The organism is Roseovarius tibetensis (assembly GCF_050896375.1).
GTDB lineage: Bacteria > Pseudomonadota > Alphaproteobacteria > Rhodobacterales > Rhodobacteraceae > Roseovarius > Roseovarius tibetensis.
In genome coordinates, this window is sequence record NZ_JBPBBB010000004.1 from 1 (window position 1) to 12954 (window position 12954).

13 protein-coding genes and 1 pseudogene are annotated in these 12954 nt (G+C 64.4%); 5 read left to right on the forward strand and 9 right to left on the reverse strand.

Annotated features, from left to right (window positions below; genetic code table 11):
* The 3 genes and pseudogenes from ACROSR_RS04035 to ACROSR_RS04045 all read left to right on the forward strand — a co-directional run.
* Positions 1-198 (forward strand): hypothetical protein (locus ACROSR_RS04035; RefSeq protein WP_432682491.1); only part of this gene is annotated, 198 nt, incomplete at its 5' end.
* Between the two features lie 67 nt (positions 199-265).
* Positions 266-694: pseudogene (locus ACROSR_RS04040) on the forward strand (transposase); the annotation flags it as partial.
* A 195-nt stretch (positions 695-889) separates the two neighbouring features.
* The gene (locus tag ACROSR_RS04045) at positions 890-1255 is read left to right on the forward strand and encodes a helix-turn-helix domain-containing protein (RefSeq protein ID WP_432682492.1); all 366 of its coding nucleotides are present in this window, start codon (positions 890-892) and stop codon (positions 1253-1255) included.
* Positions 1256-1608: 353 nt separating this feature from the next.
* Here ACROSR_RS04045 and ACROSR_RS04050 read toward each other — a convergent pair whose 3' ends face one another.
* The 6 genes from ACROSR_RS04050 to polA all read right to left on the reverse strand — a co-directional run bounded on the left by ACROSR_RS04050 (position 1609) and on the right by polA (position 9708).
* Positions 1609-2907 (reverse strand): branched-chain amino acid ABC transporter permease, encoded by a 1299-nt coding sequence (locus ACROSR_RS04050; RefSeq protein ID WP_432682493.1) that lies wholly within the window; start codon positions 2905-2907, stop codon positions 1609-1611.
* Positions 2904-3914, reverse strand: a complete 1011-nt coding sequence (locus ACROSR_RS04055; protein WP_432682494.1) for a branched-chain amino acid ABC transporter permease — start codon at positions 3912-3914, stop codon at positions 2904-2906. Before ACROSR_RS04055 ends, ACROSR_RS04050 begins: the two co-directional genes overlap by 4 nt.
* Positions 3915-4622: an ABC transporter ATP-binding protein gene (locus ACROSR_RS04060; protein WP_432682495.1), complete on the reverse strand. Its 708-nt coding sequence runs from the start codon at positions 4620-4622 to the stop codon at positions 3915-3917.
* Positions 4619-5401 (reverse strand): ABC transporter ATP-binding protein, encoded by a 783-nt coding sequence (locus ACROSR_RS04065; RefSeq protein ID WP_432682496.1) that lies wholly within the window; start codon positions 5399-5401, stop codon positions 4619-4621. Before ACROSR_RS04065 ends, ACROSR_RS04060 begins: the two co-directional genes overlap by 4 nt.
* Before the next feature lie 90 nt (positions 5402-5491).
* A complete protein-coding gene (locus tag ACROSR_RS04070) occupies positions 5492-6688 on the reverse strand; it encodes an ABC transporter substrate-binding protein (RefSeq protein WP_432682497.1) in 1197 nt (398 codons plus the stop codon).
* 218 nt (positions 6689-6906) lie between these two features.
* Positions 6907-9708: a DNA polymerase I gene (gene polA / locus ACROSR_RS04075; protein WP_432682498.1), complete on the reverse strand. Its 2802-nt coding sequence runs from the start codon at positions 9706-9708 to the stop codon at positions 6907-6909.
* A 378-nt stretch (positions 9709-10086) separates the two neighbouring features.
* Between polA and ACROSR_RS04080 the strand changes: the two genes are divergently transcribed.
* A complete protein-coding gene (locus ACROSR_RS04080; RefSeq protein WP_432682499.1) occupies positions 10087-10221 on the forward strand; it encodes a hypothetical protein in 135 nt (44 codons plus the stop codon).
* Positions 10222-10227: 6 nt separating this feature from the next.
* Here the strand turns inward: ACROSR_RS04080 and ACROSR_RS04085 are convergent, their stop codons facing one another.
* Positions 10228-10968, reverse strand: a complete 741-nt coding sequence (locus tag ACROSR_RS04085; protein ID WP_432682500.1) for a DsbA family protein — start codon at positions 10966-10968, stop codon at positions 10228-10230.
* Between the two features lie 6 nt (positions 10969-10974).
* Positions 10975-11148, reverse strand: coding sequence for a zinc-finger domain-containing protein (locus tag ACROSR_RS04090; protein WP_432682501.1), 174 nt, complete (start codon positions 11146-11148; stop codon positions 10975-10977).
* Between the two features lie 73 nt (positions 11149-11221).
* Here ACROSR_RS04090 and ACROSR_RS04095 point away from each other — a divergent pair, with 73 nt between their 5' ends.
* On the forward strand, positions 11222-12151 hold the full coding sequence (locus tag ACROSR_RS04095; protein WP_432682502.1) for an ABC transporter ATP-binding protein: 930 nt from the start codon (positions 11222-11224) through the stop codon (positions 12149-12151).
* A gap of 32 nt (positions 12152-12183) precedes the next feature.
* Here ACROSR_RS04095 and ubiG read toward each other — a convergent pair whose 3' ends face one another.
* Complete coding sequence (gene ubiG, locus ACROSR_RS04100) at positions 12184-12930, reverse strand: bifunctional 2-polyprenyl-6-hydroxyphenol methylase/3-demethylubiquinol 3-O-methyltransferase UbiG (RefSeq protein WP_432682503.1); 747 nt, start codon at positions 12928-12930, stop codon at positions 12184-12186.
* Positions 12931-12954: the final 24 nt, after the last annotated feature.

Here is a 12954-nt window from a genome sequence, read left to right on the forward strand (position 1 = left end):
CGGCTGTGCGAGGACGAGCCATTGTGCGCCATTGGTTCAAGAACAATGGCGAGTGACGAGCGGGTGCAGGCGTTCCTCAACCGTCCGCTGGAAGGGTTGATCCGCATGAATTCGGTCCCCCGGACCGAATTCCCGACCGTCCGGAGGACGGTCGGCGCGGTCAACGGCCATTCCTCTGGCTCGACGCCACCTACGTGAAGCTGCGCGAGGGCGGGCGTGCCGCCATTGTCGCTCGGACCAATGGCGCGACAATGGCTTGCTCTCGATGGCGGTGATAGTGGCCGTCGCGGTCAATACCGACGGGCGGCGCGAGATCCTGGGGGCCGGCTGGCAGCGCTGCCGCGTGCACTTCCAGCGCAACCTCCTGGCCCGTGTCGGCAAGACCAACAAGCCCGTGGTCAGCGCCGTGGTGAAGACCGTCTTCGCCGAGACCGACCGCGACCAGGCCCATGCCCGCTGGCGCGAGGTCGCCGATAGCCTGCGCGAGCGGTTCCGCGATGTGGCCGAACTCATGGACGGTGAGGGCGTCATTCGATCGCTCCGGGGGAGCGATCGTAGCCCGAACGAGCACGACGTCCTCGCCTACATGGCCGTCGACGAAAGCCTGCGCGGCAAGCTGCACAGCACCAACCCGCTGGAGCGCGTGAACAAGGAGATCAGGCGGCGCACCAACGTCGTCGCGATCTTCCCCAACCTCTCCGGTAAACCCGGTCTGGTTCGGTTCAATCACACGAAAAGACCGGACGGCGGGAGAGCTTCGCGCGGTCGCGGCAAAATGCAAGGATGCGAAAGAGGCGCTTCGGATGTTGCCGATTGCGATGGTTCTGAAGGGCTATGACCGCAAAACTGCGGCAGAGGTCTGCGGCATGGATCGCCAAACTCTGCGCGGTTGGGGCGAAGGGCGCCCGGACGTCTGTCCATTGGACAGACGTCAGCCCTGAACGGGAGGAGCCCCGGCAGCTATAACGCCGAGGGGCTGGAGGGTCTGTCAAACCGGCGATCTCGTGGTCGGCCACCCCGGATGACGCCTGAGCAGAAAGCCACGCCTTCCGATTGGGTGCGTGCGGGTCCCGACCGTACCAAGGACGGCGTTGTCCGGTGGCGACGGATTGATCTCAAGCACCATCTCGAAGCGGAATTCGGCGTGGTCATGCATGAACGCACGGTCGACAAACACCTGACCGCTCTGGGGTTTCGCCGTCTTTCGGTGCGCCCGCAGCACCCAAGTCTGACCCGGAAGCACAGAAGACTTTAAAAAACTTCTCGGCCAGGGTAAACGGGGCGCTCGCGGATCATGCCCGCGGCAAGCCTCTGAAGGTATGGTTTCAAGAGTGAGCCGAGCCAGAAACGGTCCGGAGGACCGTTTCCCGGCGAACGCCAGGGTGGGCCAGCAAGGCACGCTCACGCGGGTCTGGGCCAAACGCGGGACCCGGCCAAGAGCCCCGCGCGACACCCGCTACAAGGCCGCCTACATTTTTGGCACTGTTTGTCCCGCGCACGCCGAGACCGCCGCGCTGCTCAGGCCAAAGTTGCTTGCACGAGGAACGCGCGTTCCGGCGAGGCGCGGCACGGGGCCCTCATGCGAAATACCCGGGCGGCGATCCGACGCTATCGTTCGGGTATCAAACCCTTTGGCGCGAACCTCATGACGACGAGCAGGATAGTCCCCATCATCAGGTAGCGCATATATGCCGCCCCCCCGACAAGGTGCTGCGCTAGGTCGGAGTCTTCGCCCAGTGGCCATGTCACCGTCGCCATGAACCAGTTGCCGAACGGCTCGGCCTGAACCCACAGGAACCAGATGATGAACCCGCCCAGCACGGCGCCCCAGTTGTTGCCAGACCCGCCGAGGATCACCATCACCCAGACGAGGAACGTGAACCGCAGCGGTATGTAGCTTGTCGGGGTGAGCTGACCCTCGAGCGTGGTCAGCATCGCGCCCGCGACGCCGCAGGTGAAACAGCCCAGCACGAAGGTTTGCAGATGACGCGCCTTGACGTTCTTGCCCATGGCGGCCGCAGCGTCACGGTTGTCGCGGATGGCGCGCATCATGCGTCCCCAGGGAGAGCGCAATGCGCGTTCGGCGAACCACATGATGATCGCCAGCACCGTGAGGAACAGCGCCGCGTAGCACAGCTTGACGAAGAGGCTGGCGGCGTCGGAGAGGTCCGCAGCGCCAAAGAGATTGGCCAGTCCGATGAACCAGTCCTGCTCGACCAGATCGACCTCGTAGGGGACGGGGCGCGGGATGCCGGTGACGTTCTTCACGCCGCGTGACAGCCATTCCTCGTACTTGATGACGGCGATGATGATCTCGGCGATGCCCAGCGTGGCGATGGCGAGATAGTCGGCGCGCAGCCCCAGCGCGATGCGCCCGATGAACCAGCCTGCGCCCGCCGCGACCAGCCCGCCGATCGGCCAGGCCAGCACCACCGGCAGCCCGGCACCGCCGAGATAGCCGCTGAGCGCGGGGTTGATTTCCTCGATCGCGTCGGTCGCCGGGCGGAAGAACACACCGATGACGAAATAGCCGATCACCAGCAGCACCAGCGTCACCGGCAGCCTGAGGGCCGGCGCCACTGCGCGCCGCGCGAAGATGATGGCGGCCACCGTGCCCGCAAGGCTCAGGAGCGACAGCGCCAGATCACCGCCGGCCACGGCCCAGGCCTCGGTCACCGGCGGCATGGAGACCAGCACCGCCGTCAGCCCGCCCAACGCCGTGAAGCCCATCACGCCGACATTGAACAGCCCCGCATAGCCCCACTGCATGTTGACGCCGAGGGCCATCACGGCCGAGATGACGCAGAGATTGAAAATGCCGAAGGCGACATTCCAGCTCTGGTAGAAGCCAACCATGATCAGCACGAGGCCCATGAGGCCGTAAAGGAGCGCAACCCTCTGCGTCATATCACTTTCCCGCGGATGATGCCCGTCGGCCGGATCAGCAGGACCGCGACCAGGATGATGAAGGAGACCGCGAACTTGTAGTCCGTCGACAACAGTTGCACGAGGCTGTCCGGGGCCCAGCCCTCGGGGCCGAGATAGGCCAGGAACTTCTTGTAGGCATAGGTCACCATCACCTCGGAAAAGGCGACGATGAAGGCACCGAGGATCGCGCCCACCGGCTGACCGATCCCGCCAAGAATGGTGGCCGCGAAGATCGGCAGCAGGATCTGCAGGAAGATGAACGGCTTGTAGGTCTTGTCGAGCCCGTAGAGCGTGCCCGCAATGGTCGCGAGTGCTGCGGCGATGATCCACGCGATCATGACCACACGCTCGGGGTTGATCCCGCACAGCAGCGCCAGGTCCTCATCGTCCGAATAGGCCCGCATCGCCTTGCCCGAGCGCGTCTTTTGCAAAAACCAGAACAGCCACGCCACCACGACGAGGGCGACGACCACGGTGATCACCTGGGTCTGCTTGATGGCGATGCCCTCGTCGAGGCCGAGCATACGTTGGGAGTCGAACGCACCGATGATGAACCGCTGACCGTCGGCGAAGCTTTGGTCGCCCGGCCCGATGGTGATGCGGATAATCCCGGCCAGCACGAACATCACCCCGACCGAGACGATGGCGAAGACGATCGGGTTGGACCGCTGCTGGCGATAGAAGCGGAAGACCACGCGGTCCGTCAGCAAGGCGACGCCGATCGCCGCCAATATACCCACCGGCAGGGCCAGCAGCGCGGTCGGCAAGGGCGCGATGCCGACCCCCATCCCCTGAAGGAACCATGTCACGAGGATCGTTATCATGGTGCCGAACGACATCAGTTCGCCATGCGAGAAGTTGGCGAATTTCAGGATCCCGAAAATTATGGTGACGCCGAGCGCCCCGAGGGCAAGCTGCGCGCCATAGGCCGTCGCCGGAACGACAACGAAATTGGCGAACAGCGCGAGTGCGTTAAGGATTTCCATTCAACCCCCCAGGAAGGACCGACGTACGTCCTCGTTGGCGAGAAGCGCCTCGCCCGTGTCGGTGAACCGGTTGCGGCCCTGGACCATGACAAAGCCATGATCGGCGATTTCCAGCGCCTGGCGCGCGTTCTGCTCGACCATCAGGATCGCGACGCCGGTCTTGGCGATTTCGAGGATCTTGTCGAACAGCTCGTCCATCACGATCGGCGAGACGCCGGCAGTCGGCTCGTCGAGCATCAGCAGATCCGGGCGCGTCATCAGCGCACGCCCCACCGCCACCTGCTGGCGCTGCCCGCCCGAAAGCTCGCCCGCCGGCTGGGCGCGCTTCTCGGCCAGGATCGGGAACAGGCTGAAGACCTGCTCCTTGGTGTGCTCGATCTCGTCGTCGTCGCGGATGAAGGCTCCCATCTCGAGGTTCTCTTCCACGGTCAGCGAGACGAAGACGTTGCGGTTCTGCGGCACGAAGGCCATTCCGGCGGGAACCCGGTCCTGCGGGGCAAGTCTGGTGATGTCCCGGCCGTCCAGCGTCACCGTGCCCTCGCGCAGGTCAAGCATGCCGAAGACCGCCTTCATCGCCGTCGACTTGCCGGCCCCGTTCGGGCCGACCACCACGGCGATCTCGCCCTGCTCCACGGTGATGGTGCAATCGTGGATGATGTCGGCGCCGCCGTATCCGCCGGTCATGCCGGTCGCGCTGAGGAAACTCATGCCGGCGCCTTCCGCGCTTGCTTGCGGCCCGTGCCGAGATAGGCCTCGATCACCTCCTCGTTGTTCTTGACCTCCTCGATGGTGCCCTCGGCAAGGAGCCTTCCATCGGCCATGACGATCACGGGGTCGCAGAGGCGGGCGATGAAATCCATGTCGTGCTCGATCAGGCAGAAGGTGTAGCCGCGCTCTTCGTTGAGGCGCTGAATGGACTTGGCGATCGTGTTGAGCAGGGTGCGGTTCACGCCGGCGCCCACCTCGTCGAGAAAGACGATCTTGGCGTCCACCATCATGGTGCGGCCCAGTTCGAGCAGCTTTTTCTGTCCGCCCGACAGATTGCCGGCAAGCTCATCCTTCAAATGGTCGATTTCCAGAAATTCGACCACCTCCAGCGCCCGCTCGCGGTTCTGCGCCTCGACCTCCCTGACGCGGGCGAAATTGAACCAGCTGTGGCGCAGCTGCTCGCCCGGCTGATGACCGGGGACGACCATCAGATTCTCGAGAACCGTCAACGTGGAGAACTCATGCGCGATCTGGAAGGTACGCAGCAGGCCCTTGTGGAACAACTCGTGCGGCTCCAGCCCCGTCACGTCCTCGCCATCGAGGTGGATGGTGCCCGAGGACGGTGGAAAGACACCTGCGATCATGTTGAACAGTGTCGTCTTGCCGGCCCCGTTGGGACCGATCAACCCCGTGACCGAACCCGTCGCGATCGACAACGAAACGCCGTCCACCGCCCGGATGCCGCCAAAATTCTTGGCGACGTTATTGACCGTTATCATGCACTCGATCCCGCTAGCCGGTGATGCGGCACGGCCAGGGCTTGGGCGCCCCGGCCGGTCCGGTAAGGCCAGTCCGTTTCCCGGCGGCCCTCAGTGATACATCACCGTCTCGAACTTGCCGTCCCTGACCTCTGTCTCGCGGAAGCTGCCGGCGGATTCGCCCGGCTCGATCAATTCCAGCGCGGTGCCGCCGACATAGTCGATCTCGCCACCGTCGGCGAGGATCTGCAGGCCTTTCGCCAGCTCGCCCGGATAGATCTTCTCGCCCGGCGCGTTGGCGACGTCGAACACATGGTCCTTGTAGACCGCGCTGTCGGTCGAATCGGCCGCCTGCATGGCGAGCAGCATCAGCGCCGACGCATCGTAGGCCTCGGGCACATAGGGGTCATCGCCGTTGAAGTCCTTGCCCGCGGCCTCCTCGGCCAGCATGTCTGCGCCGGGGCTGTCTGTGCCCGGATTGGTGCCGATGGAGCCGTCCAGCGCGGTGCCGAAATGATCGGTCAGCGCAGCGCCCACCATGCCGTCCGGCAGCACGAACTTACCGAACGCGCCCGTATCGAGGGAGGCCTGGATGATGCCCCTGCCGCCCTGGTCGAGATACCCGGCGACGATCAGAACCTCGCCGCCGGCCGACGCCAGCGTGCCGATCTCGGCCGAGTAGTCGGCCTTGCCATCCTCGTGCGCAGCCACGGCCGTGACCTCGCCGCCGGTCTCCTCGAAGGCCGCCTGGATCGCATCGGCAAGACCCTTGCCATAGTCGTTGTTGGTGTAGGTCAGTGCGGCCGAACCGATGCCGCGACGCTCGAGGATATCGGCGATGATCTGGCCCTGACGCGCGTCCGACGGGGCCGTGCGGAAGAAATAACCGCCGTCTTCGATCGTCGACAGCGCCGGCGAGGTCGCCGACGGAGAGATCATGACGATGCCGTTGGCGCGCACGACGTTGTTGAGAACCGCGGTTGTGGCACCCGAGCAGGTTGCCCCGTTGATGCCTTGGACGTTCTCGGACGTCACCAGCCGCTCGGCCGCGGCCGTGGCGGCGGCGGCGTCGATGCAGGTGCTGTCGCCGCGGACCGAGACGACCTCGCGACCACCAAGGAAGATGCCGCTGTCCGACACCTCCTTGATCGCCATTTCACCGCCTTGCGCCATCGGCCTGACGAGCGATTCCGTCGGGCCGGTGAAGCCCTGCAACATGCCGATCTTGACATGATCCTGCGCCGAGGCGCCCGTCGTGAGGGCCGCCGACACCGCAGCGGAAACGAGGATGGCAGAGAGTCTTCTCATGGTTGGACCTTCCCTGTGTTTATGTATCCATGGTTTTTTGGGTACTCATTATACACATCAAAGCTCACGCTTCTACCCTTCCTGTCGTCTGCGGCGGCACGGTGGATCGTCCTCGCCCACCAGTTCTGCGATCGGGGCGCACGTATGATCCGCATTCCCCCGCCAGCTGTTTTTCAATGCATCTTTGACACCGCGACCCTGTATACGGTCCCCGACCGTCAGTGCGCTTCGGCCCAGTTCGCCCCCTGCCCCGCATCGACCACCAGCGGCACATCGAGATGGAGGGCCGGGTGGGCGGCGGCCTGCATGATCTCGCGGGCGGCCTCAACGACGCGGTCGACTGCGTCCTCGGCGACTTCGAAGATCAGTTCGTCATGGACCTGCAGCAGCATCTTGGCGGGCAGGCCATCTATGGCGGCCGGCATGCGGATCATGGCGCGGCGGATGATGTCGGCGGCTGTTCCTTGTATCGGCGCGTTGATCGCCGCGCGGCGGGCGAAACCGGCGCGGGGCCCGCGGGCCGAGATTTCCGGCGTGTGGATCTTGCGGCCGAACAGCGTCTGCACGAACCCGTTTTCCTTGGCGAAGGACGTGGTAGCGTCCATGTAATCCTTGATGCCGGGGAACCGTTCGAAATAGCGGTCGATGAAGCCCTGCGCCTCGGAGCGCGGAATCCGCAGGTTGCGCGCAAGACCGAAGCCCGAGATGCCGTAGATCACGCCGAAATTGATCGCCTTGGCCTGGCGCCGGATTTCCGGCGTCATGTCGTCCATCGTGACGTTGAACATCTCTGATGCTGTCAGCGCGTGGATGTCCTGCCCCTCGCGAAACGCCTGCTTGAGCGTGTCGAGCTGCGCGATATTGGCGAGGATGCGCAGCTCGATCTGGCTGTAGTCGAGGCTGACGAGGCGGTGCCCCGGCTCGGCGACGAAGGCCTCGCGGATGCGGCGGCCCTCCTCGGTGCGGATGGGGATGTTCTGCAGGTTGGGATCGGTCGACGAGAACCGCCCGGTCGCCGCCCCGGTCTGGACGTAGGACGTGTGGACGCGACCCGTGTCCGGGTCGATATGGTCCTGCAGCGCGTCGGTGTAGGTCGATTTCAGCTTGGACAGTTGGCGCCAGTCCAGCACGCGGGCGGGCAGGTCATGCAGCGTCGCCAGATCCTCGAGCACGTCGGCGCCGGTGGCATAGGCGCCGGTCTTGCCCTTCTTGCCGCCCTCGTAGCCCATCTCGTCGAACAGGATCTCACCGAGTTGCTTGGGCGAGCCGACGTTGAACTTGCGCCCGGCAAGCTCGTGGATTTCCGATTCGAGTTCCGCCATTTTCTGCGCAAACTTGCCCGACATGGCACCAAGCGTGCCGCGGTCGACCTTGATCCCGTGGCGCTCCATCGCCGCCAGCACCGGCACCAGCGGGCGCTCCAGCGTCTCGTAGACGGTGGTGACGCGGGCGCGGTGGAGCTGCGGCTTGAACAGGTGCCACAGGCGCAGGGTGATGTCGGCATCCTCGGCGGCATATTTCGTGGCCTCGTCGATGGGCACGCGGTCGAAGGTGATCGCGGATTTACCGCTGCCCAGAAGCGTCTTGATCGGGATCGGCGTGTGCGACAGGTAGCGTTCGGACAGCGTGTCCATCCCGTGGCCATGTTCGCCGGCATGCATCGCGTAGGACATCAGCATGGTGTCGTCGATGGGGGCGATGGCGATGTCGAGCGCGGCGAGGATCTTGGCGTCGTATTTCATGTTCTGGCCGATCTTCAGGATGCTGTCATCCTCAAGGATCGGTTTGAGCGCCGCGAGCACGTCATCCAAAGGCAGTTGGCCCTCGACCAGTGCGTCCTCGTCGAAAAGATCGCCCTCGTTCCGCCCGCGGTGCCGCAGCGGGATATAGGCCGCGGTGCCGGGGGTTGTGGCAAGGCAGATTCCCACCAGCGCCGCCTGCATTTCATTCAGCGAGGTGGTTTCGGTGTCGACGGCGACGAAGCCCTGCGCGCGGATGGTGTCGATCCACGCGTCGAGCGTCTTCATGTCGGATATGCGGGTATAGCCCGCCGCGTCGATGGCGGGCCAGTCGGGTGTGGTGTCCTGCGTGGCGGGTTGTTCGGGTTCGGGGATCACCGGCGCGTCGGCGCCCAAGGCCTCGGCGATGCGTTTCGACAGGGTGCGAAACTCCATATCCGCGAGAAAGCCCAAAAGCGTTTCCGGGTCGGGATCGCGCACCTCGAGATCGTCGAGCGTGAAGTCGAGCGGCGTGTCGCAGTCAAGCTGCACGAGGCGCTTCGACATCTCGATCTGCTCGCGTTTCTCCTCCAGCGTCTGGCGGCGCTTGGGCTGCTTGATCTCGGACGTGCGATCCAGAAGCTCCTCGAGCGTGCCGAACTCGTTGATGAGCAGCGCGGCGGTCTTGAGGCCGATGCCGGGTGCACCGGGGATGTTGTCGACGCTGTCCCCGGCCAGTGCCTGCACGTCCACGACCTGCGCGGGGTCCACGCCGAACTTTTCGCGCACGCCGTCCACGTCGATGCGGCGGTTCTTCATCGCGTCCAGCATCTCGACCCCGTCGCCGACAAGCTGCATCAGATCCTTGTCGGAACTGATGATGGTCACCCGTCCGCCCAGATCGCGGGCCTGATGGCTGAGCGTGGCGATGATGTCGTCGGCCTCGAACCCCTCGATCTCGTGGCAGGCGATGTTGAAGGCGCGTGTGGCGTCGCGGGTCAACGGGATCTGCGGGCGCAGATCCGCGGGCATCTCGTCGCGATTGGCCTTGTAGGCGTCATAAAGATCGTTGCGGAAGGTGTGGCTGCCCTTGTCGAAGATCACGGCGACATGGGTGGGGGCATCGTTGCCGTTGTTACCCTCGACATAGCGTTGCAGCATGTTGCAGAAGCCCGAGACCGCGCCGATCGGCAGGCCGTCGGACTTGCGCGTCAGCGGCGGCAGCGCGTGATAGGCCCTGAAGATGAAGGCCGATCCGTCGATCAGATGCAGATGGCAGCCCTTGCCGAATCCGGTGCTCATGTCATGCCCCCGCGTGTAAAATCCGTTTTGGTTTACTGTCATGAACCGCGCCGGGGTGCCAGCCGGTTTGCGGGCCATGCGGTGTGAGATAGTGCAATCCGGACGCGGCGCGCGCTGCGGGGGAGATCCGGTCACCGCAATGGTCTTGCGCGCATAAACGACCGTATCGGAAAGATACTGTCGCGTTCTACGCAATAAAGTATCGCAAAATAGGCTGTAGACATAATTTTTAGAATGTGCGATCGTGATCTTGTAGTGTCGGTCAGGGATTGCATGGCGCCCAAAACGTCCCCGAACTGTCTTGGCACTGCGCGTAACCCTTGTTGCAGCGCCGGTCGGCGCACCCCGGCCCGGCCACCCAGTACGTGGAGACGACAAATGGACGACCAAGCGGACCAGAGCAGTGACGAGTCCGAAACGCAGGGCAGTGCATCCGAGGATGACCACGGCCTGCACACCACCCGCAACGACGGGCCTGACAGACAGCGATTTGACGATTTTGCGATGATCTGACGCGGATCAGACGCAGGGCCACGGGGCGGTCTCGGCCAGTTCCGCCTCGATCACGTGGCGTAGCTGCCGCCTCTCCACCGTGCCGAGAACCGCGGTGCGGCCCACCACCAGCGCGGGCGTTCCAAAAAACCCGAAGGCACGGGCGATGCGCGCGGTACGGGCCAGCGTGCTGGTGATTTCGTCGCTGTCCATGTCGCGCAGCACCTGGTCCGCGTCGATCCCGGCATCCTCTGCAATCTGTCGTATATAGGCGTCATTGGGCACGAAGGGCGTGCCCATCAGGCGATCGTGAAAGACGCGATAGGCCCCCTGACGCCGCGCCGCGAGGTTTGCCTTTGCGGCGCGCTGCGATGCGGGACCCAACAGCGGCAGTTCATGCCACGTGATGTGGATGGGCGCGTCAGTCTCGATCTCGTGCAGCATCGGCGACAGCACACGGCAGTACACGCAGCGCGCGTCCGAAAAATAGGCGACCGGCACGCGATCCTCCGGGGCCGGGTTGTCGAACAGAGATGCACAGATATCCTCTGACGAGGCAGGCCCAGCCTCGGAGCCCAAGTCAAGGCCGACCCGTAACGGATCACCCCCCGATACGCCCCCGCCCGCAAGCTGACGAAAGCCGGGCAGCCCCGGCAACGGTTGATATGTCAGGTCTGGCGTGCGCAGCCAGCGCGTGACCGGCGGCAGGATGGCCGCGGCGGCGCCCACGGCGAGCAACCCCAGCGCCGCACGGCGCCGCAGAGTCATGATGCCTCAGACCTTTCCTTCGAAATCGCGATGCACCAGCTTTGCGTCGCAATAGGGGCATTCCACGAAGCCCGTCTCCTCGGAGATCCGAAGCCAGACACGGGGATGGCCCAGCGCACCGCCGTCGCAGGCGACGCGGTAACTGTCGACGATTCGCGTTTCCGGGGCCTCGGTGACCATGGGGCGTTTCCTTTTGCGGTGCATTCCACTACGTCCGAATATGAGCAAACGAGGCGCAAGGGGCAAGGGCGGCATGGGCACAAATGCCATTGAAATCCGGGGACTGACAAAAACCTATGGTGGCAAGGGCGACACGCCGGAAAAACCCGCCCTGACCGATGTCGATCTGGACATTCCCAAGGGGTCCGTCTTCGGCCTATTGGGCCCCAACGGGGCCGGAAAGTCGACGCTGATCAACATTCTTGCAGGTCTCGTGGTGAAAACGGCCGGGCATGTCACGATCTGGGGGTTCGATCAGGACCGCAATCCACGCCAAAGCCGCGCCTCGATCGGGGTGATGCCGCAAGAGCTGAATCTCGACCCGTTCTTTACCCCGCGCGGCGCGCTGGAGATGCAGGCGGGACTTTACGGCGTACCGCGCAAGCAGCGGCGCAGCGACGAGATCCTGCGGCTCGTGGGGCTGGAGGACAAGGCCGAAGCCTATTCGCGCACCCTGTCGGGGGGCATGCGGCGGCGGCTTCTGCTGGGCAAGGCGCTGGTGCATCATCCGCATATCCTGGTGCTGGACGAGCCGACGGCGGGCGTCGATATCGAGTTGCGGCAGATGTTGTGGGAGAACGTGCGGCAACTGAACGAACAGGGCATGACGATCGTGCTGACCACGCATTACCTCGAAGAGGCCGAGGCGATGTGCGACGAGATCGCGATCATCAATGCCGGACAGGTGGTGGCGCGCGACACGACGGCGCATCTGCTGGAACGGCTGGATATCAAGACGATGAGCATCGACCCTGACGGCCCGGTGCCACGTCTGCCCGAGGGTCCGGGGTTGCAGGTCTCGACCCGCGACAGTGGCGTGATAGAGCTTACCTATCACACTGCCGAAATGACGGCCGAGAAGGTGCTTGCGGCAGTACGAGAGGCCGGGATCTCGATCCGCGACGTCAAGACCAAGCAGGCCGATCTGCAGGACGTCTTCCTGGAATTGACGCGCAGCCGATAGGGACATCCCCCCGCGCCGCCCGGCGCGGGGGATCAACCCGGTTTCACGCTTGTCGTCACATAATTCACGCTGAGGTCGCGCGGTGACAGCCGCCACTGCCATGTCACGGGGTTGAAGACGAATCCCTTGCGATCCACCGGCGTCAGACCCGCGGTGCCCAACAGCGCGTATAGCTCATCAGGGGCAATGAATTTCGACCAGTCATGCGTGCCCCTCGGCAGCCATCCCATGATGTATTCCGCACCGACAATCGCCTTGGCGAAGCTTTGCGGCGTGCGGTTCAGCGTCGAACAGATCATCAGCCCGCCGGGGGCCAGCAGGCTTTGACAGGCGGCCAGCAGGATGCCGGGGTCCGCGACATGCTCGACAACCTCCATCGCCAGCACCACGTCGAACACCGCGCCAGAGGCGGCGAGATCCTCGGCCGTGGTGTGGCGGTAATCGATTTCGAGCCCCGATTGCGCAGCGTGCACCTGCGCCACCGGAATGTTGCCCGGTGCGGCATCCACGCCCACCACGTCGGCCCCGAGCCGTGCCATCGGTTCGCTCAGCAAGCCGCCGCCGCATCCGACATCCAGCACACGCAGACCGGCAAACGGTGCGGTCCCCGACAGATCGCGGTCGAATTCCGCCGCGATCTGTGCGTTGATGTAATCCAGCCGGCACGGGTTCAGCAGGTGCAGCGGCTTGAACTTGCCGACGGGGTCCCACCATTCGGCGGCCATGGCCTCGAACTTGGCCACCTCTTCGGGGTCGATCGTGCTTTGCGCGGCTTGCATTCCAGGCTCCATATGGCTCAATTG